This window comes from Geothermobacter hydrogeniphilus (assembly GCF_002093115.1).
Lineage (GTDB): Bacteria > Desulfobacterota > Desulfuromonadia > Desulfuromonadales > Geothermobacteraceae > Geothermobacter_A > Geothermobacter_A hydrogeniphilus.
Genome location: NZ_NAAD01000012.1, coordinates 67,631 through 91,223, shown reverse-complemented (window position 1 = coordinate 91,223; position 23,593 = coordinate 67,631). Strand labels below are relative to the sequence as shown.

Annotated in this window: 22 protein-coding genes; 1 reads left to right on the top strand and 21 read right to left on the bottom strand. The window is 62.1% G+C overall.

The genetic code is table 11. The features are described 5' to 3' along the window. Positions 1-284 precede the first annotated feature (284 nt). The 10 genes from B5V00_RS10450 to B5V00_RS10410 form a co-directional block, all read right to left on the bottom strand. A complete protein-coding gene (locus B5V00_RS10450) occupies positions 285-1,472 on the bottom strand; it encodes a vWA domain-containing protein (RefSeq protein WP_085010734.1) in 1,188 nt (395 codons plus the stop codon). Positions 1,473-1,601: 129 nt separating this feature from the next. Continuing rightward, a complete protein-coding gene (locus tag B5V00_RS10445) occupies positions 1,602-2,444 on the bottom strand; it encodes an AAA family ATPase (RefSeq protein ID WP_085010733.1) in 843 nt (280 codons plus the stop codon). A gap of 191 nt (positions 2,445-2,635) precedes the next feature. Further along, positions 2,636-3,025, bottom strand: a complete 390-nt coding sequence (locus B5V00_RS10440; RefSeq protein WP_085010732.1) for a carboxymuconolactone decarboxylase family protein — start codon at positions 3,023-3,025, stop codon at positions 2,636-2,638. Positions 3,026-3,035: 10 nt separating this feature from the next. Continuing rightward, entirely contained in the window at positions 3,036-3,860 is an 825-nt protein-coding gene (locus B5V00_RS10435; protein WP_085010731.1) for a class I SAM-dependent methyltransferase, read from the bottom strand. Positions 3,861-3,985: 125 nt separating this feature from the next. After that, entirely contained in the window at positions 3,986-5,743 is a 1,758-nt protein-coding gene (locus B5V00_RS10430; RefSeq protein WP_085010730.1) for an acyl-CoA carboxylase subunit beta, read from the bottom strand. Positions 5,744-5,859: 116 nt separating this feature from the next. Beyond that, positions 5,860-6,072, bottom strand: a complete 213-nt coding sequence (locus tag B5V00_RS10425; RefSeq protein WP_085010729.1) for an acetyl-CoA carboxylase biotin carboxyl carrier protein subunit — start codon at positions 6,070-6,072, stop codon at positions 5,860-5,862. 50 nt (positions 6,073-6,122) lie between these two features. Continuing rightward, a complete protein-coding gene (locus B5V00_RS10420) occupies positions 6,123-7,241 on the bottom strand; it encodes a sodium ion-translocating decarboxylase subunit beta (protein WP_172399709.1) in 1,119 nt (372 codons plus the stop codon). Positions 7,242-7,244: 3 nt separating this feature from the next. Continuing rightward, positions 7,245-7,400 (bottom strand): hypothetical protein, encoded by a 156-nt coding sequence (locus B5V00_RS17195; protein WP_172399708.1) that lies wholly within the window; start codon positions 7,398-7,400, stop codon positions 7,245-7,247. Between the two features lie 29 nt (positions 7,401-7,429). Next, a complete protein-coding gene (locus B5V00_RS10415; protein WP_085010728.1) occupies positions 7,430-8,587 on the bottom strand; it encodes an acyl-CoA dehydrogenase family protein in 1,158 nt (385 codons plus the stop codon). A 9-nt stretch (positions 8,588-8,596) separates the two neighbouring features. Beyond that, entirely contained in the window at positions 8,597-9,373 is a 777-nt protein-coding gene (locus B5V00_RS10410) for an IclR family transcriptional regulator (protein ID WP_085010727.1), read from the bottom strand. Between the two features lie 265 nt (positions 9,374-9,638). Between B5V00_RS10410 and B5V00_RS10405 the strand changes: the two genes are divergently transcribed. Further along, the gene (locus B5V00_RS10405) at positions 9,639-10,190 is read left to right on the top strand and encodes a transposase (protein WP_085010726.1); all 552 of its coding nucleotides are present in this window, start codon (positions 9,639-9,641) and stop codon (positions 10,188-10,190) included. Between the two features lie 205 nt (positions 10,191-10,395). Here B5V00_RS10405 and B5V00_RS10400 read toward each other — a convergent pair whose 3' ends face one another. The 11 genes from B5V00_RS10400 to B5V00_RS10350 all read right to left on the bottom strand — a co-directional run bounded on the left by B5V00_RS10400 (position 10,396) and on the right by B5V00_RS10350 (position 23,432). Then, entirely contained in the window at positions 10,396-11,268 is an 873-nt protein-coding gene (locus B5V00_RS10400) for a 4Fe-4S ferredoxin (RefSeq protein WP_085010725.1), read from the bottom strand. A 205-nt stretch (positions 11,269-11,473) separates the two neighbouring features. Further along, positions 11,474-12,199: an ABC transporter ATP-binding protein gene (locus B5V00_RS10395; protein ID WP_085010724.1), complete on the bottom strand. Its 726-nt coding sequence runs from the start codon at positions 12,197-12,199 to the stop codon at positions 11,474-11,476. Further along, on the bottom strand, positions 12,196-12,954 hold the full coding sequence (locus B5V00_RS10390) for an ABC transporter ATP-binding protein (protein WP_139800737.1): 759 nt from the start codon (positions 12,952-12,954) through the stop codon (positions 12,196-12,198). Before B5V00_RS10390 ends, B5V00_RS10395 begins: the two co-directional genes overlap by 4 nt. Next, on the bottom strand, positions 12,947-13,951 hold the full coding sequence (locus tag B5V00_RS10385) for a branched-chain amino acid ABC transporter permease (protein WP_085010722.1): 1,005 nt from the start codon (positions 13,949-13,951) through the stop codon (positions 12,947-12,949). The genes B5V00_RS10390 and B5V00_RS10385 overlap by 8 nt, the downstream gene beginning before the upstream one ends. A 1-nt stretch (position 13,952) precedes the next feature. Continuing rightward, complete coding sequence (locus B5V00_RS10380) at positions 13,953-14,822, bottom strand: branched-chain amino acid ABC transporter permease (protein WP_085010721.1); 870 nt, start codon at positions 14,820-14,822, stop codon at positions 13,953-13,955. A 68-nt stretch (positions 14,823-14,890) separates the two neighbouring features. Further along, a complete protein-coding gene (locus tag B5V00_RS10375; protein ID WP_085010720.1) occupies positions 14,891-16,105 on the bottom strand; it encodes an ABC transporter substrate-binding protein in 1,215 nt (404 codons plus the stop codon). A 79-nt stretch (positions 16,106-16,184) separates the two neighbouring features. Then, a complete protein-coding gene (locus B5V00_RS10370; RefSeq protein ID WP_085010719.1) occupies positions 16,185-17,765 on the bottom strand; it encodes a benzoate-CoA ligase family protein in 1,581 nt (526 codons plus the stop codon). A 442-nt stretch (positions 17,766-18,207) separates the two neighbouring features. Continuing rightward, positions 18,208-19,035, bottom strand: coding sequence for an alpha/beta fold hydrolase (locus B5V00_RS10365; protein ID WP_085010718.1), 828 nt, complete (start codon positions 19,033-19,035; stop codon positions 18,208-18,210). 16 nt (positions 19,036-19,051) lie between these two features. Beyond that, on the bottom strand, positions 19,052-20,899 hold the full coding sequence (locus B5V00_RS10360) for a feruloyl-CoA synthase (protein WP_085010717.1): 1,848 nt from the start codon (positions 20,897-20,899) through the stop codon (positions 19,052-19,054). 209 nt (positions 20,900-21,108) lie between these two features. Beyond that, complete coding sequence (locus tag B5V00_RS10355; RefSeq protein WP_139800736.1) at positions 21,109-22,836, bottom strand: acyl-CoA dehydrogenase family protein; 1,728 nt, start codon at positions 22,834-22,836, stop codon at positions 21,109-21,111. Positions 22,837-23,003: 167 nt separating this feature from the next. Continuing rightward, the gene (locus B5V00_RS10350) at positions 23,004-23,432 is read right to left on the bottom strand and encodes a universal stress protein (RefSeq protein ID WP_085010716.1); all 429 of its coding nucleotides are present in this window, start codon (positions 23,430-23,432) and stop codon (positions 23,004-23,006) included. Between the last annotated feature and the right edge of the window lie 161 nt (positions 23,433-23,593).

Here is a 23,593-nt window from a genome sequence, read left to right as displayed (position 1 = left end):
TGTTGTCACCGCCGTTGCAGGGGCGACCGGCCGGTCGCCCCTACGGTGCCCTATTATATTCAATGTTGTGACAGAATAATTCACAATCTCTCGCACTATTCCCAATCTAATCTATTGTAACGGTCCAATCTCAAAAAAATCTCACGAAATTATTGCCGTTGGTTTCGGACGGTAAGGGGAGGGCGGCAAACTGAACGGGCGGTGATGCCGGTATGCGGGTTGTGCGGGGGGAGGGTTCCGGTTTTCGGGGAAAAGGATCGGGGAGGTGTTCTGTTGCGGCCGGCTCACCCCGCCGACTTGCTCAGCAGCCGGATGCCCTGCTCCAGTCCTTCGAGGGTGAGGGGGAACATCCGCTTGTCCATGATCTGCCGGACCATGCCGATCGACTGGGTGAAGTGCCACCAGCCCTGCGGGGTGGGGTTGAGCCAGATGGCGTCGGGGTAGGCGTCGAGCAGGCGCTGGCACCAGACATAGCCGGCTTCGTCGTTGTAATGCTCGACGCTGCCGCCGACCATGGAAATTTCGTAGGGGCTCATCGCCGCGTCGCCGACGAAGATCAGCTTGTAGTCGGAGCCGTAGGTGTTGATCAGGTCGTGCAGGTCGATCCGCTCGGCGCGGTAGCGCTGGTTGTCGCGCCAGACGCTTTCGTAGATGAAGTTGTGGAAGTAGAAGTATTCGAGGTTCTTGAACTCGCTGCGGGCGGCGGAGAAGAGTTCTTCGCAGACCCGGATGTGTTCGTCCATCGAGCCGCCGACATCGAAGAACAGCAGCACCTTGACCTTGTTGTGGCGTTCCGGGACCAGCTGCAGGTCGAGACAGCCGGCGTTGTCGGCGGTGGCGCGGATGGTGGCCGGCAGGTCGAGGACCTCCGGCGCCCCGTCGCGGGTGAAATGTCGCAGCCGCCGCAGGGCGAGCTTGATGTTGCGGGTGCCGAGTTCGACCGAGTCGTCGAGGTTTTTGAATTCCCGTCGGTCCCAGACCTTGACCGCCCGCCGGTGGCGGGACTCATGCTGACCGATGCGGACACCCTCCGGATTGTATCCGTAGGCGCCGAAGGGAGAGCGACCGGCGGTGCCGATCCAGCGGTTGCCGCCCTGGTGGCGCTCCTGCTGCTCGGCCAGGCGTTTTTTCAGGGTCTCCATCAGCTTTTCGAAGCCGCCGAGGGCTTCGATCTGCGCTTTTTCCTCCTCGGAGAGCACCAGCTCACTCAGCCTGCGCAGCCACTCCTCGGGGATTTCAGCCTCCAGTTCCTCGCCGAGGTTCTCGATCCCGTCGAAATATTGGGCGAAAACCCGGTCGAACTTGTCGAAGTGGGTCTCATCCTTGACCAGGCAGAGGCGCGCCAGGTAGTAGAAATCCTCGACGCTGCCCCAGATCACCTGCTTGTCGAGGGCTTCGAGCAACCCCAGGTATTCGCGGATGGTGACCGGGACTTTAGCCTGTTTCAGTTGCAGAAAAAAATCGACCAGCATGGGTAGAATCTTTCAAAGGCAAAAACATTTAACGCAGAGGTGGAGAGGGGCAGAGACGGAGAGAAATCCTTGAAATCAAAGATGAGGCATTTGTTTCTCTCTGCGCCTCTCCTTCTCCGTGCCTCTCCGTTAAAAAACGTTTCGCGCCTTTCTTGTTAACTTCTCAAACAGTCCCAGATCCTGCTCATTCTTCAGCAGCGCGCCGTGCAGCGGCGGGATCGCCTTGCCGGGCTGTTTGCTGTGCAGGGCCTCGGGGGGAATATCCTCGGCCACCAGCAGTTTGAGCCAGTCGAGCAGCTCGGAGGTGGAGGGTTTCTTCTTCAGGCCGGGCACCTCACGGATGCCGAAGAAGGTTTCCAGGGCGGCCTGCAGCAGGTTCTTCTTGATGCCCGGGTAGTGAACCTCGACGATCTGCGCCATGGTGTCGGCTTCGGGGAAGCGGATGTAGTGGAAGAAGCAGCGGCGCAGAAAGGCGTCCGGCAGCTCTTTCTCGTTGTTGCTGGTGATGATGATCACCGGCCGATGCTTCGCCCGGATCAGCTGCCGGGTCTCGTAGACGTAGAACTCCATCCGGTCGAGTTCCTGCAGCAGGTCGTTGGGAAACTCGATATCGGCCTTGTCGACCTCGTCGATCAGCAGCACCGCCCGCTGTTCCGATTCGAAGGCTTCCCAGAGCTTGCCCTTGACGATGTAGTTGCTGATGTCGTGGACCCGCTCGTCGCCGAGCTGCGAGTCGCGCAGCCGGGAGACGGCATCGTATTCGTAGAGCCCCTGGTGGGCCTTGGTGGTTGACTTGATGTGCCATTGAAAGAGCGGCATGCCGAGGGCGCGGGCGACCTCTTCGGCGAGCATGGTCTTGCCGGTGCCCGGCTCGCCCTTGATCAGCAGCGGGCGGCCGAGGGTGATGGCGGCGTTGACCGCCAGGTTAAGATCATCGGTGGCGACGTAGGAATCGGTTCCGGTAAATTTCATGATGTTCCTGTGGGTTGTTTAACCTGAATCAGTGGGTTCCTGTTGGATTGAGAGTGCAAGTGCTTGGTCTGAATGAGATTTTCAAAAATCTGAAGCGCACCCACAGGTTCGCTGGTGATTTTTGGGAAGCTCAGGCAGATCAATGATTTGTGCTGTCCGCCAACAAGGGGCTCACTGATTCAGGGTTTAAGTCATGGGATCGGCCAGAGGTCCGCCTGCTGCAGGACCGCGCGCAGCACCTTGAGCCCCTGGTTCATGGCCGGGACGCCGGCATAGACCGCGGTCTGGAAGATCGCTTCGGCCAGTTCCCGCGGTTTGCAGCCGACGTTGAGCGCCGCCTTGAGGTGCAGTTCCAGCTCTTCACTCTTTTCCAGCGCCGTCAGGGTGGCGATCGCCACCAGCTGCCGGGTCGGGTGCGGAAGCACCTCGCGAGCGTACATCTGCCCGGTGATAAACAGCGAAAGGTCGCGGGCCAGGCCGCGATCAAAGGATTTCCATAATTCGTAAGGTTTTTCACCCTCCACGCCGTTGAAGTAAAGGGCGGCTGTGGCGGCGGTTTTTTTAGCGATCTCTTCGGACATGGATGACTCCTCAGGGTCGTTTGACGATGGCTTCGATCAGGGCGATGCGCCCCTCTTCGAGGTTGCGCACCTGGTTGCGGGCCATCTGCTGAAAATCGTCGCCCAGCAGCAGGTGGATGCCGAGGGGCGGCAGGCCGTTCTTTCTGATCCGTTCTCCCTGGCGTCGGAACCAGTCGCGGCCCTGTGCGGTGGTATCCCGCCAATCGAGGATCTGAAAGCCGGCGGTTTCGAGGTGCGTCCGCAGCTGTCCGGCGGTTGCCAGGTGGCTGATGGACGCCTCGCGCGCCCAGGGGACCGGGAAGTGCACCGGCCCGCCCTCGCCGCTGAGGATATCATAGATGGCCAGTTTTCCGCCCGGTTTCAGAACCCGCCACATTTCGGCGTAGAGTCCGGCCTTGTCGGCGATGTTCATCGCCGCGTGCTGGGTCCAGAGCAGGTCGAAGCTGCCGTCGGCAAAGGGCAGATCAAGGGCGTTCCCCTGCCGGTAGCAGACGCGTTCATCCAGCCCGAGATGACGGGCAAAGGTTGCGGCGAGGCGGCAGTAGTCCGCACTCAGATCGATGCCGGTGACCCGGCAGCCGAATTCAAGGGCCAGGCAGCGGGAAGGGCCGCCGAGCCCGCAACCGACATCCAGTACCCGGGTCTCTGCTTCGAGGTCCAGTCGCCGGGCCAGTTCGAGGGTCGCCCTGCGGCCGCCGACATGAAACTCGTCCAGCGGGGCCAGGTCCTGCGGGGAGAGGTGCCGCAGGTCGACGCCGGCGTGTTCGATGGCGGCCATGATTGTCGCTTCGAGATCCTGGCGGGCGTAATGGGCGGCGATACGGTTGGCGGTCATACGACTCCTTTCGGGGCCGGGCCGGATCAACGGGAGTTAAATCCCCCCTTTCCCCGGGAGAGGAGGTCCGGGAAAAGGGGGGACGTCGTGCCGGCGTTTGCCGCGGCTCCAGCCGTCAGCAGGGCTCAGCCCCTGATGATGCGGGGCAGCAGCATCTGGTGGATCGGGGTGATCGATTTCGGGTTCTGGTAGTTGGCCCCGGTGAAGGCCTGGATGTAGCGGCGCAGTTCCGGCAGCGAGACGATCTCGTCGACGAAACCGCTGATGGCGCAGTAGGCCGGTCGTGACTTCTCCTGGTAGTCCTGGATCATCCGGTTCATCTTCTCCAGGGTCGGGGCCAGGTCGTTGCCGGCATCCTCTTCCTTGACCAGGCGCCGGGCGTAGGAGGCCGCGGCGGCGGTTTCGCCGTGCATGACGTAGATCTCGGTCAGTGGTGTGCCGAGGGTGAAGGCGTTGTTGTTGTTGGCCTGGGGACCGCACATGATGTAGTGCGCCGCGGCGGTGCCCTTGCGCAGCACCACGCACATCATCGACAGGTCGGTCTGTTCGATGGAATAGACCAGCGACTGCCCCAGCGCGAGCAGTTCGGCCTCTTCGGCCAGGTCGCCGACGTCGATGCCGGTGGTGTCCTGCAGCCAGATGATCGGCAGATTGTCGCGACCGCAAAGAGTGACGAACTCGCCCTGCTTGATCAGTCCCTCCCGATAGTGCTTGCCGCCGACGCCGGGATAGGCGCCCTCGGCGTAGTCGGGATAGCCGGGGAAGATCCCCTGGCGGTTGCCGATGAAGGCAACCGGGAAACCGTCGATCTTGGCGATGCCGGTGAAGACCTCGCGGCCGTAATCGGGACGATATTCCATGAACTCGCTGTTGTCGGTGAGCCGCGCCAGGATCTGGATCGCGTCATAGGGCCGCTTCTGGTTGGCCGGCAGGATCAGGTTGAGATCCTCGACCGGCAGCTTCGGCGCGGCCGGTTCCGCCACCCGGAATACGGTCGGATCGTAGGCGGGCATCTTGCGCATGTAGTCCTTGATGCCGTCGAGGACGCCCTGCTCGGTATCGTGGACTTCGCGGAAGTAGGCGGTCTGGTCGAAGTGGGTTTCCACCCGCCCCGGCACCTTGCCCTTGAAGTTGCGGGTGCCTTCGATCAGCGCCCGGGCGGCCTCTTCGTCGATATAGCCCTTGGGGTTCATGCCGCCGACGATGCCGGCGCCGCCGACGGCGATATTCGCCCCGTCGTGGGCCAGCAGGATGGTCGGGCTGATACCCTGGTAACCGCCGCCGGCCGGGTTGGTGCCGTAGATGCCGTTGAGAATCGGGATGCCGAGGTGGTTGAGGTCGGCGTGACGGTAGAAGGGCGCGCCGCTGGAACGGCGGCCGGCGTAGACCGTCTCCTGCTCCATCAGCTTGACGCCGCTGCAGTTGGTCAGCCAGACCAGCGGCACGTTGAGTCGCTTGGCCATGTCGGTGACCATCAGGATGTTCTCGGACTGCCCGGCGATCCAGGCGCCGGCCATGACCTTGTTGTCGAAGCCGATGATCACCGCCCATTTGCCTTCAATCTTGCCGATGCCGTTGACGACCCCGGTACAGCCCTCTTCATTGTTTGCCGGGTTGTAGAGGCTGTGCAGGGGGCACCAGGTGCCCTCGTCGACCAGGTAATCGAGGCGGTCGTAGATGGTCATCCCGCCGCGGCTGTGAACCTTCTCGGCGGGGATGCCGGCGTTTTTCACCCGTTCAAGTTCCCGGGCGATGATCTCTTCCTGCTCGCGGATCAGTTCAACGTTGGCCTGGGAGCGGCGTACCTCTCCTTCCCTGAGAGGTTTGCCGATCTCGGGCATTTTCTCAAAGTACGGGCGCAATGGCGTCTGTTTGCGTGACATGATGAATCCCTTTCGTGGCAGGGGCGCTGCTTGCCGCGCCCACGGCCGAGATCAGATGATGATCAAAAAAGACGATTCCGGGAAGGGCGCAGCAAGCGGCGCCCCGGCAGCCAGGGTCAGTCAATTACGACCAGCACATCCCCTTCGTTGACCGCGTCCCCTTCCTTGACCTTGATGGCGGTGACGGTACCGCCTTCGTCGCAGTAGATAGGAGTTTCCATCTTCAGGGCTTCGAGGATGATCAGCTCGTCGTCCAGTTCCACTTTGTCGCCTTCGGCCACGAGGATTTTCCAGACGTTTCCGGCGATGGGAGCAATCAGTTCAGCCATGGTTTTTCTCCTTTTTCACGTTGGTTGCAGGTTTCTTCCGCTAACCGGGATCAGCCGAGATTCTTCAGTAAAATGGCCGCGGCCACCACCGTGCCGATGACGCCGGCCACGTTCGGCCCCATGGCGTACATCAGCAGGTAGTTGCGCCGGTTGGCCTCGGAGCCGACCTTGTGGACGCAGCGGGCCGCCATCGGTACCGCCGAGACCCCGGCCGCGCCGATCAGCGGGTTGATCTTGTCCTTGAGGAACAGGTTCATCAGCTTGGCCATCAGCAGCCCGGCCGCGGTGCTGACTACAAAAGCGAACAGCCCGAGGAAAAAGATGAACAGCACCTTGGGGTTGAGGAAGGTCGAAGCGGTCATGGTGGCGCCGATCGACAGTCCGAGGAAGATGGTGACGATGTTCATCAACTCGTTGGCGGAGGCATTGGTCAGCCGTTCGACGACGCCCGATTCCTTGAACAGGTTGCCGAGCATCAGCATCGAGATCAGCGGGGCGGCCGGCGGCACCACCAGCATGATGGTCATGGCGGTGACGATCGGAAAGCAGACCTTCTGCAGGCGGCTCACCGGCCGCAGCTTGGTCATGACGATCTTGCGTTCCTTTTCGGTGGTCAGCAGCTTCATCATCGGCGGCTGGATGATCGGCACCAGCGCCATGTAGGCGTAGGCCGAGACCGCCGTGGCACCGAGCAGATGGGGTGCGAGCTTGGAGGTCAGGTAGATGGTGGTCGGGCCGTCGGCCCCGCCGATGATGGCGATGGAACCGGCCTCCTGCAGGTCAAAGCCGAACAGGATCGCGGCGAAGAAGGTGACGTAGAGGCCGGCCTGGGCCCCGGCGCCCAGCAGCAGGGTCTTGGGGTTGGCGATCAGCGGGCCGAAATCGATCATCGCCCCGAGCCCGAGGAAGATCAGCGGCGGAATGATGTCGAACTGGATTCCGTAATGATAGAAGAACCAGATCAGGCCGTGTTCGGGTTGCATCAGAAAGGTCAGCGGCAGGTTGACGACCAGGATGCCGAAGGCGATCGGCAGCAGCAGCAGCGGCTCGTACTGTTTCTTGATGGCCAGGTAGAACAGGACAAAGGCCACCAGCCACATGACGATGTTGCCGCCGGTCAGGCTGACCGCGCCGCTGGAAAAAATAAGGTCCTTGAGGATATCCAGCATGGCTTATTCTCCCGCGTCTTCGTTCTTGTTCCAGCTTTCGATCAGGTCGATGATCCTGGTGTTGAGCTGGGTCAGGATCTGCAGCAGCACCATCACCAGGAAGACGCCGACGATACCGCTGGTGAAAACTTCCACAACCTTGGACCAGTTGGTTTCCATGGTTGACTCCTTTGTTGACTCGTCGCCTGTCAGCGATTGGGGACATCACCCATGGCGATGCCGGCGATGATGGTTTTCTGGATGTTGCTGGTTCCTTCGACCACCCGCAGCGACTGGGCGTCGCGCAGGAATCGCTCGGCCGGGTACTCGGTCGAGAAGCCGTAGCTGCCGAAGATTTTCATCGTCGCGCTGGCGGCGTGGACCGCGGCCTCGGAGGCGAAGAGCTTGGCGATGGAGGTCTGCTGCTGGTTGGGCAGCCCCTGGTCCTTGAGCCAGGCGGCCCGGTAGACCAGCATCTTGGCGGCGTCATGCTCGGCGACCATGTCGGCGATCTGGGCCTGGATCATCTGGTAGGCGCCGATCTTCTTGCCGAACTGGGTGCGCTCGTTGGCGTATTCGATGGCGGCGTCGATGGCGCCGCCGGCAATCCCCAGGGCCCCGGCGGCGCAGCTGATGCGGGTGTTGTTGAGCTGCCACATGCAGATCTGGAAGCCCTGGCCGACCTCGCCGAGGACCGAATCCTTGGGGATTTTCGCCTTGGTGAAGGCGATTTCGCCGGTCGGGGCGCAATGCAGGCCGAGTTTGGTGTCGATCGGAGCGGTGACGATCCCCTCGTTGTCCTTGAGGTTGACGATGAAGCAGGTCATGCCCTTGTATTTCTTCTCGCGGTCGGTGAAGGCGTAAACCAGGCCCCAGTCGCCGACGTGGGCGTTGGAAATCCACATCTTCTGGCCGTTGAGTTCCCAGTGGTCACCGCAGTCGGTGGCCGTGGTTCGCATGCTGGCAACGTCGGAGCCGGAGTTGGGCTCGGTGATGGCGAAGAAACCGCAGGCGTCGGCATTGACCCAGTTGGGGATGAAGCGTTCCTTCTGCTCTTTGGTGCCGAACTTGTTGACCGTCACCGCCGGGCCGATGTTCTGCATGTTGAAGGGCAGGCGCCAGGAACCGCTGACCTTGGCGATCTGCTCGGCCAGCAGGACCGATTCCAGGAAGCCGAAGCCGTTGCCGCCGTACTCTTCCGGCAGGGCGCAGCCGAAGAAGCCGAGTTCGGCCATCTGCTTGACCCGCTCGGGGCGGTAGCGGTGATTCGCCTCATCTTCCTTGAGGGTGGGCTGGATCTCCTTGAGGGCGAAATCCCGGGCCATCTCCTGCATCATCTTCTGTTCGTCGGTGAGTCCAAACTGCATAGTTGCCTCCTATAGGTCTGCCAGTCGTCGTGAGATTTCGATCAGTCGCGGGCCGATTTCGTGTTCGAGTTTTTCGGCGCTGAGCTGCCAGGACGGTCCCCCGCAGTTGATCGCCTGGACCGTGCCGTCGGCGTGGATCAGCGGCACGGCGATGGAGTTGACGTTTTCCCGCCAGTCGCCGAGGGAAAAGCAGAAGCCCTTTTCCCGGTAGTCGACCGCACCCTGCTCGATGCCTGCCTTGATCGCCGGCCACTCCTCCTGGGTGGTGGCCTGGCGGATTTCGGCGATGAGTTCGTTGCGTTCCTGCTCCGGCAGGCCGCACAGCAGGGCCCGGCCCATGGCGGTGTTGGCTATGCGGGTACGCGCCCCGACATCGATGCGCAGGGTGATCATGTTGGCGTAGGCGACGCAGTTTTCCAGGTAGACCATGTGCAGGCCGTCGCGGGCCGCCAGCGAGACCGAGGCTTCGGCATGGTCGGCCAGTTCCTGCATCAGTGGTCGGGCCGCCTTGAGGATGTCGGAGTTGCCGAGCAGGGAATAACCCAGTGACAGGACGGCGACGCCGAGGCTGTACTGGTTGAAGCGCTTGGAATGGTTCAGGTAGCCGAGGGCCGTCAGGGTCTGGGTCAGGCGCGAGACGGTCGCCTTCGGCAGGCCGGTCCGCGCGGCGATTTCCTGGTTACCGAGGAAGCGGTCCCCCTTGCCGAAACAGCGCAGGACGCTCAGCCCGCGCGCCAGGGCGGTGATGATCTGGGGAGATTTTTCGGTGCCGGTTGTGTCGCTCATGGTCCATTTTCCTTCGCCGGAACGGGCTGCGGGCGGAGGTCCTTAAAACAATGTTCGTATCCTGCCATGAGCCGGGAGGAGATGTCAACTATTTTGGAATTGGATTCCGCAGAGTGGAATTAGACGCCCGCGAGGGTTGTTACATGCTGGAAGATTAGGGTTGTTTTAGATAGGATGTGCGCAGGGGCGACCGGCCGGTCGCCCGTACAATGGCGCCGGATGTGCGTAGGGGCGACCGGCTGGTCGCCCCTACAAAGGAGGGGGCATGAATTACAATCCTGATATCCATCACCGTCGTTCGATTCGATTGCGCGGCTACGATTATTCACGGCCAGGGGCCTATTTCGTGACCATCTGCGCGCAAAATCGGGAATGTCTGTTCGGGGACGTTGTGGACGGGGTGATGGTGTTGAATGATTTCGGCCGGGTGGTGAAAGACTGCTGGCATGGTTTGCCGACTCATTATTGTCATGTGGCATTGGATGAATCGGTGATCATGCCCAACCATTTTCACGGGATTATCATATTGATGCCCATCGATCCCATACCCGTAGGGGCGGGTTTGAAACCCGCCCGTACAGAATCCGCCCGTACAGATATTAAACGACATGGGTTATCGGAAATTGTCCGTGGGTTTAAAACATTTTCGGCGCGTTATATCAACGAAATCCGCAACGCCCCCGGGGTGAAATTATGGCAACGCAATTATTGGGAACGTGTTGTACGCGATGAAGACGAATTGAACCGGATTCGCGAATACATCCGCACCAATCCCGTTCGATGGGAGATGGACCAATTGTATCCGGGACAACCGTAGGGGCGACCGGCCGGTCGCCCTTACATGGTGCCGGATGTGCGTAGGGGCGGGTTTGAACCCCGCCCGTACGAACCCCGCCCGTACGAACCCCGCCCGTACGAACCCCGCCCGTACGAACCCCGCCCCTACGGAACCCGCCCGTACGAACCCCGCCCGTACGAACCCCGCCCCTACGGAACCCGCCCGTACGGAACCCGCCCGTACGTCAGGCCGGAATCCGTGCCTCGCAGGGGATGCCGACCTGGCACAGACCGCAGGGGGTGGCCTCGGTGCCGAAGGTCTGCTGGGCGTAGGGGGCGGTCACCTGCTGGATGTAGGCGAAACATTTGTCCTTGTCGTGTCCGGCGTCGCTGATGGCGTCTGCCGGGCAGCGGCGGACGCATTCCCGGCAGATTCCCCGGGTGTGCCACAGGCACCAGGCCTGGTGATGGTCGTAGGGGAGCGGGGTACCGGGCAGGTCGATGCGGGCGACCACCGAACCGATGCGTATCGCCTTGCCGCGCCGCGTGATCAGCCCGTCGCTGAGGCCGAAGGTGCCGAGCCCGGCGGCGTGGGCGGTGTGCCGTTCGGACCAGTTCGAGGCCAGCCCGAAACGCTCGGAGCGCCGGAATCCGAAATCGGGGAGACGTTCCGGGGCGGCGGCCGGATAGCCCGCCGCGGTCAGCACGGCAGCCAGGTGCAGGCGCAGGGCGCAGTTGAAGCGTTCGCCGAAATCCCGTGACCGGGCCCAGCGCTCAGCGGGAACCTTGTCGACCTGGGCCTGATCGGTCCGGGTGGCGGCCGTTTGCGGCAGCACCCAGCTGATGACACTCAGCTCCTCCGCGGTTGCCGGAGCCTCCGGGAAGGCCAGTTGAAAGGCCTGCTCCGGAGTCCAGTAGAAGGGAGCGAAATCTGCGGCATACTGCCGGAAGAGGGGGTGGTCGGCACGTGCGAAGCCGATCAGCGGCTTGTCCCAGGCCTTCTCGCCGGTGCCGTTTGCGAGGGTGTTCTGCGGGCTGGTCGCCCAGAATTCGTGAATCAGGTTTTCCACCCAGCGGGCCGAACCGAGTTCTTCCGTCGTCTTCTTTTTTCTGGACATAAGACCTCTCTTCCATGCTGCCGGAGTCCGACAGATTATTACCTGAATCAGTGAGCTTGTCACCGGCGAATAGCGCAAGTCATTGACCTGTCTGCGCTTCCCAAAAATCACCGGCGAACCTATGGGTGCGCCTCAGATTTTTGAAAAGCACATCCAGGCCAAGCACTTACACTCTTCATCCGGCACAAACCCATTGATTCAGGTATTAGACTCCCAGGTACCGGGTATGGATTTCGGGCTTCGCGGCTAAATCTGCCGAGTCACCTTCGTAAACAATCCGGCCTTTGCTGAGAATGATGTTCCGGTCGGCCAATTTCAGCAGCGCCTTGATGTCCTTGTCGACGATGACGACGGCGATGCCGCTCTGCCTGATGGTTCGGACCACCGACCAGATTTCCTTGCGGATCAGCGGGGCCAGACCTTCGGTGGCCTCATCCAGGAGCAGCAGATCCGGATTGGTCATCAGCGCCCGGCCGACGGTGAGCATCTGCTGTTCCCCCCCGGAGAGATGGTTGCCCATATTGCTCATGCGTTCCGCCAGGCGGGGGAAGGTGTCGAGTATCCGGGTCAGATCCCAGTCCCTGCGGCCGGTGGGACCGGGGCGGGCCGCCATGATCAGGTTTTCCCTGACCGTCAGGTTGGGGAAGATGCCGCGGTCTTCGGGAACAAAGGCGATGCCCTGCCGGACGATCTGCTGCGGCGGGGCGCCGGTCATGTCGCGGCCATGGATCTTCACCGTTCCCCGGCGCGGCGGGGTCAGGCCCAGCAGCGAGCGCAGCAGGGTGGTCTTGCCCATGCCGTTGCGGCCCATCAGGGACAGGGTTTCTCCCGCCCTGATGCTGAGGCTGATGCCGTGCAGGATATGGCTGGCGCCGTAATAGGTGTGCAGCTCTTCGGCTTCAAGGATCGGCACCTCCGCGGGTCGCATCATCCGTCGGCCTCCTCTTCGCCGAGATAGACATCCTGCACTGCCCGGCTGTTGCGGATCTGTTCAACGGTTCCCGTTTCCAGAACCCGGCCGTTCACCATCACGGTCAGTTTTTCGGCAATCGCGAAGACGGCATCCATGTCGTGTTCGATCAGGATCAGGGTATGTTTCGCGGCCAGACGCCGCAGCAGCTCGATCACCCGGCGTGATTCTTCACGGCCCATCCCCGCCAGCGGCTCGTCGAGCAGCAGCAGTTCCGGTTCGGTGGCCAGCATCATGCCGATTTCGAGCTGGCGCTGCTCACCGTAGCTCATCGCTGCCGCCCGGGTATCACGGCGGTGGCTGAGGCCGCAGAGTTCCAGCGCCTTCTCGGCCCGTTCCCGTACCGCTTGCAGGCGGTTTGCCGGTCTGAAAAAACGCATCGACGATTTCAGGCGCGACTGGGCGGCGACCCAGCAGTTTTCATAGCAGCTGAACTCATTGAATATATTGGTTTTCTGATAGCTTCGGCCGATTCCGAGCTGTGAAATCCGGTCGGGCGGCAGACGGGTTATGTTTTTGCCGTTGAACAGGATGGAGCCGTCATCGGGCTGCAGATCTCCCGAGAGCAGGTTGATCAGGGTGGTTTTCCCCGCTCCGTTCGGGCCGATGACGGCGTGGACCTGGCCCCGTTCAAAATCGAGGGAGACGTTGCTGGCCGCGACCAGGCCGCCGAAGCTCTTGCTCAGATGATCGGTGCGCAGAATCGTATCAGCCATCGGCAGGCTCCCGCGGGCCGTCTTCCGGAGGCGGAGAGTCGGGCCGTGTTGTCTGTCGCCGGGAAAGGATTCGCGGCAGCAGGCTGGTCGCCCCCCGGGGCAGGAACAGGGCCACCGAGATGACGATGCCGCCGAACAGCAGTTGCCAGTGTTCGGTCAGCGAGGGCAGAAAATCCTGCAGCAGCACGACAATAAAGGCGCCGACGATCGGGCCGTAGAGGGTTCCCATGCCGCCGAGGACGACGATGGCGATGGCAATTCCGGACGCGTGCCAGCTCATGTAGGAGGGGTTGACGTAGCCGCTGTGGGCCCCTTCGAGGAATCCCGCCAGTCCGGCCAGGGTTCCGGCGAGTACGAAGCTCACCAGCTTGTAGCGGTTGATGGAGTAGCCGAGAGCCCGGACCCGGTGTTCGTTGGCCTTGATGGCGGTGATGACCTTGCCGAAGGGAGCCCGCAGGATCATCGCCAGCAGCAGATAGCCGGTCACCAGACAGCCCAGCGCGAAATAGTAGAAAGTGGTCTCGTTTTCCAGGTTGAGAATGTTCTCCGAGCCGATCATCAGCACCGGTTTGAAGAACAGGAAGATGCCGTCATCGCCGCCGTAGCGGGGTGACTCGAAGAAGTAGTAGAAAAACATCTGGCCGAAGGCCAGGGTGATCATGATGAAGTAGATGCCGCTGGTGCGGATGCTGATCCAGCCGACCACCAGGGCGGCCAGTGCCGCCGCCGCCAGCGAGAGAGGCAGGGCCTGCCAGAGATGGATTGTCACGGCATCCTGAAAGGCGATGGCCAGGGCGTAGCCGCCGATGCCGAAAAAAGCGGCGTGGCCGAAACTGACCAGGCCGGTGTAGCCGATCAGCAGGTCCAGGCTCATGGCAAAAATGGCCAGGATGAGAATCCTGGTCAACAGCCCGACATAGAAACTTGAGCCGAATAGCGGAAACAGGGTCAGGACCAGCAGCGCCGCCAACAGCAGAGACCGGGCTTTCGCGGACATCTCAGTGAGCCCTCCCGAACAGGCCCTGCGGCCGCCACAGCAGAATCAATGCCATCAGCGCGTAGGCCATGACACTGGCCATCTCGGGCAGCAGCACCTTGCCGAAGGTGCTCACCAGACCGATCAGCATGGCGCCGATGAAGGCTCCCTTGATCGAGCCGGTGCCGCCGATCACCACCACGACGAAGGAGATGATCAGCACATTCTCTCCCATTCCCGGGTAGACCGAATCGACCGGTGCCGCCAGCATCCCGGCGAACGCCGCCAGCGCCACACCGAGGCTGAAGACTAGGGCGAACAGCCGGTTGACATCGATACCGAGGGACTGGACCATCTCGCGGTTGCTCGCCCCGGCGCGGATCATCATTCCCAGGCGGGTTTTCTGAATCACCCAGGACATGCCGCCGGCGATGACGATGCAGACGGCCGAGATAAACAGGCGGTAGATCGGGTAGCTCTGGTTCTCGGTCAGCGGGATCGATCCGGCCAGAAGGGCTGGAATCGCCACGCTGTGAACATCGGTGCCCCAGAGGATCTGCTGCAGTTCATTGAAAATAAGGATCAGGGCGAAGGTCAGCAGCACCTGGTAGAGGTGGTCACGCTTGTAGAGAAAGGAGATGGCGAACCGCTCCACCAGGTAGCCCACCAGCAGTGCAATCGGCAACCCGAGCAGGATGCCGAGCCAGAGGTTGCCGGTGGCCCCGGCCAGCCAGTAGGCCAGGTAGGCGCCGATCATGTAGAAGGAGCCGTGGGCCAGGTTGATGATTCCCATGATGCCGAACAGCAGGGTCAGGCCGCTGGCGACCAGGAACAGCAGGAATCCGTACTGGATGGCGTTGAGGAGCTGGACCAGGTAAAAAGAGAGTTCCATTGTCAGCCTGTCCTGGAGCTGCACCCTTCACCCGGCTCAGCAAGCCGTGCCGGGTGAAGGGTGCAGCTTTACGCGTTGGAACACCCGGTGGCGGGATCGTCCTGGTCCCTGGCGGCGACCCGGACAACACGGTTTTCGCCGTTGACAACTTCGCGCAGGTAGATGTCGTGAATCGGGTTGTGCGATTGGGAAAAGCGCAACCTGCCGCGCGGGCTGTCGATTTCGGCACTTTCCATCGCCCGGATCATCTCGGCGCGGGCCCCGGTATCGCCTTTGACCGCGTTCATCCCCCGCAGGATCAACTCGCCGGCGTCGTAGCCCTGCACCGCGTAGACATCGGCGCGGGCTCCGGTGGCATCCCTGAAGGCCTTTCTGAAGCGGTGATTGGCCGGATTGTCCAGGGTGTCGGCATAGTGCAGGATGGTGCGCACCCCTTCGGCGGCGTCGCCCTGTGCCGCGCCCAGGCCTTCGGTCAGGAAGCCGGCGCCATAGAGCTTGATCGATTTTTTCAGTCCCGCGGCGGCAAAGTCCTTGACGAACTTGACCGCGCCGCCGCCGGCGTAAAAGGTGTAGACCGCGTCCGGTTTCAACGCCGCCAGTTCAGTCAGGTAGGCCTGGAAATCGACCTTCGGGAAGGGGGTGGGGATCTCCTTGACAATGGTGCCCCCGGCGGGCAGGAAGGACTTCTTGAAGGCCGCGGCGACCTGCTTGCCGAAACCGTAATTCCAGTACATCAGCACCACCCGCTTGTGGCCGTCCTCCAGGACTGCCGGTCCCCCGGGGAAGCCCATCTGGTAACTGGAGAAGGAGGTGCGGAAGACATTGGGAGCACAGAGAACCCCGGTCAACTGGTCGGCGCCGGCGTTGGGGATGACGGTAATCGGGCCCTTGCCCCGTGCCATCTTGACCATCGCCATGCCGACCACCGAATGAACCGGGCCGACCAGGAAATCAACATTTTCCTTCCGGATCAGCTTGTCGGTCAACTGCTGGGCCTTGGCCGGCTTGGCCTCGCTGTCGATGTCGACAAATTCAATCTCCCGTCCGCCGAGCTTGTTGCCCGCTTCGGCAAAGCGCAGCTTCATGGCATCGCGGATGTTGGTGCCCAGCTTGGCATAGGTGCCGGTGTAGGGCAGCAGGATGCCGACCTTGACCCTGGCCTGGCCGCCGATGGCAAAGCTTGCCGGGCCCAGCACGGAGGCCGCGGCCAGTCCGGCGGTCGCGACCGACCCCTTGATGACAAAATCACGTCTGGAGATTCCCGTCTCGTTCTTTTCGCTCATCTTGTGTCCTCCGCAGATCGTCAATCCGGAGTCACAGCCGAGCCGGCTGCCCGGCTGTGACTCCGGTCACTGGTGATGCTCAGGAACGCAGCTTGAAGCGCTGAATCTTGCCGGTGGCGGTTTTCGGTAGTTCGGCGACAAACCGGAACCAGCGCGGGTACTTGTAGGGTGCCAGACCGGATTTGCAATGGGCCAGCAGCTCGGTCTCCAGGTCCTCGCCCGCGTCGTCGGGATTGTGCAGGACGATGTGGGCTTCAGGTTTGACCAGCCCGGCATCGTCCGCCCTGCCGACCACCGCGACTTCGAGAACCCGGGGATGTTCGATCAGCTTGGCCTCGATCTCGAACGGCGAGCACCAGATGCCGCCGACCTTCAGCATGTCGTCGTTGCGGCCGCAATAGTGGTAGTAGCCCTGGCGGTCGAGGATGTAGGTGTCGCCGGTGTCGAGCCAGCCGTCGACCATGGTCTGCGCGGTTTTTTCCGGGTTGTTCCAGTAGCAGCGGGCCGTGGAGTCGCCCCTGATCCAGAGACGGCCGCTTTCCCCCTGCGGCACCGGGTTGTCGTTCTCATCAAGGATCCGGGCCTCATATCCGGGGACCAGCCGGCCGCTGGAGCCGGGATTGATGTCATCTTCCCGATTCGAGATAAAAATGTGCAGCAGTTCGGTCGAGCCGATGCCGTCGAGGATGACCAGCCCGGTTTTCTGCTGCCAGCGCTTGAAGAGATCGGACGGCAGGGCTTCGCCGGCGGAGACGCAGAGCCTGACCGAGGACAGGTCGCTGGATCCGGTTTCGAGGGCCTGCAGCTGGGCGGCATAGAGGGTCGGGACCCCGAAATAGAGGCTGGGTTTGAACTGCTCGATGGTTTCAAAAACGGTTTGCGGCGTGGGGCGGGCGTCGTAAAGGACGGTGCCGGCACCGACCCATAATGGAAAGGTCATGCCGTTGCCGAGGCCGTAGGCAAAAAAGAGCTTGGCGGCGGAGAAACAGACATCATTTTCCCTGATGCCGAGGACCCGGACACCGTAAAACTCACTGGTGACCACCATGTCCCGATGACGATGCACGGCGCCTTTGGGGTTGCCGGTCGATCCCGAAGAGTAGAGCCAGAAACAGTCATCCTCCGCCGTAGCCGGTGCCGGCTGCAGCTCGGCGGACGCGGATGCGATCAGGGTCTGCAGGCTGCCGCCTGTCCCCTCGACCCGCAGGCAATGGGAAGGGCGGGATTCGAGCTGATCCAGGGCCGTTTCGACTTCCGCCGCGAATTCCGGGGAATAGACGACCGCGCTGCAGCCGGAGTCGGCGATGATGTAGGCGTAGTCCTTTGCCCGCAACAGGGTGTTGACCGGCACCGGGATCAGCCCCGCCTTGATCGCTCCCCAGAAGCAGTAGAAAAACTCGGCGCAGTCCTTGACGATCATGATCACCCGCTCGCCCCGGGCGATCCCCAGGTCAAGCAGGGCGTTGCCGCAGCGGTTGACGTTTTCGGCCAGCGCGGCATAGCTGACCTCGACGCCCCGGTTGGTGCGGATCACGACCTTGTCGGCACGGCCTTCCTCCAGGTGGCGGTCAATAAAGGGAACCGCGACATTGAAGACCGGGGCGAACTTCAACACTTCTCCGTCAGGTGATGAGACCACTTCAACGGTATGGTTCTTCATTTTAACCTTCTCCTTGTTCGGCCGGGAAGGGTCGAAAATGAACTCCCGGCTCTGCGGTCAGGGCAGGGGGGTGAACAATTGCAGTTTTAATTGTTTGGCGGGGTGCTGATTCAGGTGCTAACTAATATCTATAGGAAAGAGGGACGATGTCAAATAAATAAAACAATGTTACGTAAAACTAAGTTTCGCATTGCAAAATCCGACTGGATGGGGATCGGAGAATTTGCATCAGTTGATTTGGCAATTTAGTGCGATAGTCGGGAAGACAAGGAGGGTTGTTGATTGTCGGGGGAGAGCAAATTGTTATTTTTAAAGAAGATATTCGCATCAAGAAGAGATCGGTAAAAAAACAGCGTTCTGTTAAGCGTGAGTGTGGGGCGGCAGGGGGTTCCGCCAGGCGGAACATTCGGGTCGGCGCGTCGTGCTGTGGGCAGTGTGCCGGTCACCGACTCGGGACGTCCGGCTGTGACGGATTTGCTGCTGCAGAAAGAAAATGCTGCTGCAGGAACTCGCTGACCAGCTGCAGGGTCTCGGTCGGCTTGTCACGAAAGGGTGAATGGCCGCATGCCGGCAGCATGACCGTTTTCGTCTGTTGTGGCAGCTGCGCGACGATTTTTTCCAGCTGTCGGATCGTCCCGTAATCATCCTGTTCGCCCTGGATCAGCAGGACCGGGATATTGATTGCCGGCAGATAGTTTTCCAGGTTCCAGTCGGCAAAATCGGGATCCAGCCAGGCCCGGTTCCAGCCGAGGAAGGCGCAGTCAACATTGTCACCGTGGTAGCGGTGCAGTTTGTCGCGCAGGTCAGTTGTCTGCCAGGCGGCCCGCGCGGCGCGGATGCCGGCCAGGGTGAGATCTTCGACAAACACGTGCGGGGCCATCAGGATCAGTCCCCGCAGGCGCGGGTCGGCACAGCCGCCGGCGTGGATCAGGGCAATCGAGGCGCCGTCGCTGTGCCCCACCAGGACGGCCCTTTCGATTTCAGCGGCCGTCAGGACTTTCGGCAGCACGCGCAACCCTTCGTCGTGCATGAAGGACAGCGGCCGCGGCAGGGGGCAGGAGTCCGATCGGCCGTAGCCCGCCCGGCTGTAAACCAGAACCCGGCACCCGGTCAGCCGCGCGACCTGGAGAGGAAAATCTTTCCACATGGCGACGCACCCGAGACCCTCGTGGAGGAAAACCAGGGTCGGGTCGGTCGCCTGCCGGGGCTGGAACAGCCGGTATTCCAGCGAAACGCCGTCAATGTTGAAAAACCCCTGTAATTGTTGCAATGGACCTGTCTCTCCTTCAGGAAAGGATAATCACCGCCGCCCCGGGCGGGTCGGCGTAGAGCTGCTCGACCAGCGCCTGACGCCGCTGCAGGGCGGCGCGCTGGTTGATGTAGCCCTTGTCGGTGATTTCTCCGGCGTCGCTGTCGGGCGGTTCGCTCATCAGCATGACGCGGCCGATGCGGGTTGCCGAACCCTGCTGCGCGGCGTTGAAGCGGGTCAGGGCCCGACGCAGGTGCCCGGTGATTTCCGGTCGGCGGATCAGTTCCGCGGCCGGAATCTCCTCGGCGATGCCGTCGCACAATTTTTTGCACGCTGCCAGGTTCGGCCAGCCGAGGATGCCGACCTCCTCCCGGTCGTGACCGGTGACCAGGGCGAACTGCAGCACCGGTGCGGCCGCCTCCAGCACCGCCACCCGCAGCAGGCCGGCCCGCACCCAGGTGCCGCTCATCAGCTTGAAGTCTTCGGCCACCCGCCCGGCGAAGGAGATGCCTCTGGCTGGCTCATCCGGATCGACGAAACGACCGGCGTCGCCGATCAGGTAATAGCCTTCCTCGTCGAAGGCGGCCGCGGTCAGGTCCGGTCGGCGGAAATAGCCCGGGGTCACGTTCGGCCCCTTGACGCGCAGCTCGAAACTGTCGCCGTTGGGGACCATCTTCAGCGCCACGCCGGGGCAGGGGATGCCGATCACCCCGGCCTTCTCCAGCGGGAAGTGAGCGGCGGTGGCCAGCGGCGAAGTTTCGGTCGAGCCCCAGGAGGAGGTCATCATCACCTTCCTGCCGGTCGCCTGGACGGCCACTTTCTCCAGCCGCTCCCAGAGATCCTGCGGCAGGGCCGCGCCGGCGTAGAAGATCAGCTGCAGGTCCTTGAAAAAACAGTTGCGCAGTTTTTCATCCTGCTCGAGGAACGGCAGCAGCATGGCGTAGCCGACCGGGACGTTGAAATAGATGGTCGGCGAGATTGCGGCGAGATTGCGGACCGTCTTCTCTACCAGCCCCGGTGCTGGCTTGCCGTCGTCGATGTAGAGGCTGCCGCCCTGGTTGAGCACCAGGTTGAAGTTGTGGTTGCCGCCGAAGGTGTGGTTCCAGGGCAGCCAGTCGACCAGCACCGGCGGGGTCCGATCGGTGAAGGGCCAGATCTGCGCCAGCATCTGCTGGTTGGCGCAGAGCATGCCGTGGGTGTTGATCACCCCCTTGGGCTGCCCGGTCGAGCCCGAAGTGTAGAGAATCTTGGCGACCGTTTTGCCGCCGACCTGGGCCAGCGCCTTGTCGACCTCGGCGCTGACCGGGGTTGCCAGCAGGTCGGCGAAGGGGGTGGTCGCCTGTTCCGGCAGGGACCCCCGGCTGGCGACAATCTCGATTCCGTCCAGGTTGAGAGCGGCCAGCGGTGCCGCGAACTGTTCGGCGTCGGCGACGTAGATCATCCCCGGACAGATTTCTTCGCAGATGAAGCGCAGCTTGAGATGATCTCTGCTCAGCAGGGAGTAGGGGACCGAGACCGGCACCACCGGCACCCCGGCGATGAAGCAGCCAAGCATCAGCAGGGCGTGGTCAACGGCGTTGCCGGAGAGAATCATCACCGGTCGGTAGGGGCCCAGTTTCCGGTCGAGCAGGGCCTGGGCGATGGCATCCGCCTGCTGGTTGACCTCGGCGTAGGTCAGCCGCCGCCAGCCGCCGTCGGCAGCGCGCTCGGCGAGGAAGAGCCGATCCGGAGTCTGCTCGGCCCAGTGGCGCAGCATCTGGCCGAGGTTTTCCCGGTAAGGCTGCAGCGGGAGCGCGGAGGAGAAGATGAACCCGGTCTCCGGGGATCCTTCGAGAGCGACATGCGGCGGGGCAAAATCGACGGCGGCGAATTCGGCGGAACTCATGGCGGACCTCCTGCGGGGTAAAAATATAAAAGACGCCAAAAGGGTCAAAAACGATTTAACGCTGAGGCGGAGAGGGGCAGAGACAGAGAGAAAATCTTTTTGGGGTTAAACCTTGATTCAGGTTAAAGATTTGACTCCGCGTTCTCTCCTCCTCAGCGTCTCTCCGTTAAAAAGGTTTTCACGGTATCTTGGAATCATACTTTTTCAACTCAGAACAGATAGCCCCCCGCTTCGCCGGTTGCCGCGGCGAGGCTCCGTTTGGCGGCCAGCAGGCCCGTACCCGGGCAGCGGCAGAGCCGTTCGATCTGTCCCGGCAACATTTCCGGGTCGTCGCTGCCGTAGGCGTTGAGGCGCAGGGCGCTCTGGCGGAGGCGGCCGGCAATTTCGAAGTGGTTGATGACGGCGGCCGCTTCCAGCAGTGAGCGCTTTTGCGCGCTGGCGCCCGCGCCGGCCCGGCGAACCCGGAGTAGGGAACTTTCAAGGGCGAAAATGTCGATGGCCATGTCTCCCAGCGCCAGCAGGATCTCCTGTTCCCCGCGCCGCTCTCGAACCGATGCGAGCAACAGCAGGTAGAGCGTCCTGACGTTCGTGAGGAGTTCCTGTCCGGTTTCCTCCCGTTTGTCGGAATCCCATGCGTCCTTGACGGCCTGCGCCCGCGGCCAGAGGTCCAGCCTTCCCTCGTCCGCCCGCCGCAGCAGCAGGGTCGGAATCAGCATCCGGTTGATTTCGTTGGTGCCTTCAAAAATCCGGTTGATGCGCTGATCCCGGTAGAAACGCTCCACCGGGTAGTCGCGGATATAGCCGTAGCCGCCGTGAATCTGCAGCGCCTCATCGGCGACCTGGGCCAGGGTCTCGCTGCAGAAGACCTTGGCGATGGCGCATTCCCCGGCGTATTCCTCGATCGCCTGCTGGTAGCGCTGGTAATAGTCGTCACCGCCGCGGTCGAGGGCCGCGATGCGCGCATCGAGCAGGCCGGCGACCCGGTAGAGGACCGATTCGGCGGCAAACAGGGCGGCGCTCATGTCGGCCAGTTTCTCGCCGATGGCGCCGAATTCGATCAGCCGCCGGCCGAACTGCTTGCGCTCCCCGGCGTAGCCGGCGGCCTCGGCCAGGGCGCCCTTGGCGGCGCCGACCACGGTGGCGGCCAGTTTCAGGCGGCCGATGTTGAGCACGTTGAAGGCGATCTTGTGCCCCTTGCCGGCCTCGCCGAGCAGGTTGCCGACCGGAACCCGGACATTCTCCAGGATGACCTGGGCGGTCGAGGTTCCTTTCAGCCCCATCTTCTGTTCTTCCCTGCCGATGGAGAGCCCGGCCGTCTGTCGTTCCACCAGGAAGGCCGAAAACTGTCGGCCGTCGATCTTGGCGAAGACGGTGAACAGGTTGGCGAAGGCGGCGTTGGTGATGAACTGCTTGACGCCGTTGAGGATGTAGCAGGAGCCGTCTTCGGAGAGGACGGCGGTGGCGCGGGCGCTCAAGGGGTCGCTGCCGCAGTCGGGCTCGGTCAGGCAGTAGGCGCCGATCCATGCGCCGCTGGTCAGCTTCTCCAGGTATTTCTGTTTCTGCTCCGCGGTGCCGTAATAGACCAGGGGGAGCGAGCCGATGCCGGTCTGGCCGCTGGAGGTGATGGCGAAGGAGCCGCTCGGACCGATGGTTTCCGCCACCAGCATGCTGGTCGCTTTGTCGAGTTCCAGTCCGCCGTACTCTTCCGGGATGTCGACCAGGAACAGGCCGAGTTCGGCGCAGCGGCACAGCTTCTCGCGCAACAGCTCGAAGTCCTGCTGTTCCAGCCGGTCGAGGTCGGGGAGGATCTCGTTGTTGATGAAGGCTTCGGTGGTGGCGGCGATCTGCCGTTGTTCCGAGGTGAAATCCTCCGGAACGAAGGGGGCGATAGCGGGCGGGCGGAGCAGGAACTCGCCTCCGGCGGGGAGTGCTGACATCAGGGTCCTCCCTTCGGGATGGACAAGAAGGCGCCGAAAGAATCTGCTGGATTCCGCGACGCACCCATTGCAGGATACCGGTCGCACCGGGTCTGTTCACCCGTGTCAGGTGGGAACGGATGCCAGGGGGCTGCCCGGGGCAGCCCCTCCGTTGACCGGTTGCCGGTTCAAAGAACCAGTACCGGACACTTTACCTTATGAATAACACTGTTTGCAACCTGGCCGAACAGCAGGTCCCGCAATTCGCTCACCGGGTTGCGGCCGATGGCGAGCAGTTCATAGTCGCCGCTGTCGGCGAGCTTGCAGATGGTTTCCAGCACTTCCCCTTCCTTGAGCAGGGTTTCAACGGCGAGCCCGGCCTTTATAAAACGCTGTTCCTGCTTGGCAATGAACTGTTCGGCTTCCCGGTGGACGCGGGCGGCGAATTCCGCGTAGCTTTTTTCCGGAAAGCCCCTGACCGCCAGCCGCTCCAGGTCGAGGACGTGCAGCAGGACCAGCGGCGGGGTGAGGTGTTGCCTGAGGGCGATCAGCCCTTCAACCGTGCGGGCCGAAATGGAGGATTGATCCAGCGGAACCAGTATCTTCTGAGTGAGCATGAGTTTCTCCCTGTTGGAATAACCTGAATCAGTGAGCTTCTCGTCGGCGGATAGCACAAGTCATTGACCTGCCTGAGGTTCCCAAAAATCACCGACGAACCTATGGGTGCGCTTTAGATTTTTGGAAATCTCATTCAGACCAAGCACTTGCACTCTCCATC

Bases quoted from the DNA above. Each gene is read 5' to 3' on its own strand.
- B5V00_RS10450 (WP_085010734.1), bottom strand. From the start codon at position 1,472: ATGCTGGTCGATTTTTTTCTGCAACTGAAACAGGCTAAAGTCCCGGTC.
- B5V00_RS10400 (WP_085010725.1), bottom strand. From the start codon at position 11,268: ATGTCCAGAAAAAAGAAGACGACGGAAGAACTCGGTTCGGCCCGCTGG.
- B5V00_RS10355 (WP_139800736.1), bottom strand. From the start codon at position 22,836: ATGTCAGCACTCCCCGCCGGAGGCGAGTTCCTGCTCCGCCCGCCCGCT.
- B5V00_RS10435 (WP_085010731.1), bottom strand. From the start codon at position 3,860: ATGACCGCCAACCGTATCGCCGCCCATTACGCCCGCCAGGATCTCGAA.
- B5V00_RS10375 (WP_085010720.1), bottom strand. From the start codon at position 16,105: ATGAGCGAAAAGAACGAGACGGGAATCTCCAGACGTGATTTTGTCATC.
- B5V00_RS10385 (WP_085010722.1), bottom strand. From the start codon at position 13,951: ATGTCCGCGAAAGCCCGGTCTCTGCTGTTGGCGGCGCTGCTGGTCCTG.
- B5V00_RS10420 (WP_172399709.1), bottom strand. From the start codon at position 7,241: ATGCTGGATATCCTCAAGGACCTTATTTTTTCCAGCGGCGCGGTCAGC.
- B5V00_RS10405 (WP_085010726.1), top strand. From the start codon at position 9,639: ATGAATTACAATCCTGATATCCATCACCGTCGTTCGATTCGATTGCGC.
- B5V00_RS10370 (WP_085010719.1), bottom strand. From the start codon at position 17,765: ATGAAGAACCATACCGTTGAAGTGGTCTCATCACCTGACGGAGAAGTG.
- B5V00_RS10440 (WP_085010732.1), bottom strand. From the start codon at position 3,025: ATGTCCGAAGAGATCGCTAAAAAAACCGCCGCCACAGCCGCCCTTTAC.
- B5V00_RS10410 (WP_085010727.1), bottom strand. From the start codon at position 9,373: ATGAGCGACACAACCGGCACCGAAAAATCTCCCCAGATCATCACCGCC.
- B5V00_RS17195 (WP_172399708.1), bottom strand. From the start codon at position 7,400: ATGGAAACCAACTGGTCCAAGGTTGTGGAAGTTTTCACCAGCGGTATC.
- B5V00_RS10390 (WP_139800737.1), bottom strand. From the start codon at position 12,954: ATGGCTGATACGATTCTGCGCACCGATCATCTGAGCAAGAGCTTCGGC.
- B5V00_RS10430 (WP_085010730.1), bottom strand. From the start codon at position 5,743: ATGTCACGCAAACAGACGCCATTGCGCCCGTACTTTGAGAAAATGCCC.
- B5V00_RS10380 (WP_085010721.1), bottom strand. From the start codon at position 14,822: ATGGAACTCTCTTTTTACCTGGTCCAGCTCCTCAACGCCATCCAGTAC.
- B5V00_RS10425 (WP_085010729.1), bottom strand. From the start codon at position 6,072: ATGGCTGAACTGATTGCTCCCATCGCCGGAAACGTCTGGAAAATCCTC.
- B5V00_RS10350 (WP_085010716.1), bottom strand. From the start codon at position 23,432: ATGCTCACTCAGAAGATACTGGTTCCGCTGGATCAATCCTCCATTTCG.
- B5V00_RS10395 (WP_085010724.1), bottom strand. From the start codon at position 12,199: ATGATGCGACCCGCGGAGGTGCCGATCCTTGAAGCCGAAGAGCTGCAC.
- B5V00_RS10415 (WP_085010728.1), bottom strand. From the start codon at position 8,587: ATGCAGTTTGGACTCACCGACGAACAGAAGATGATGCAGGAGATGGCC.
- B5V00_RS10360 (WP_085010717.1), bottom strand. From the start codon at position 20,899: ATGAGTTCCGCCGAATTCGCCGCCGTCGATTTTGCCCCGCCGCATGTC.
- B5V00_RS10445 (WP_085010733.1), bottom strand. From the start codon at position 2,444: ATGAAATTTACCGGAACCGATTCCTACGTCGCCACCGATGATCTTAAC.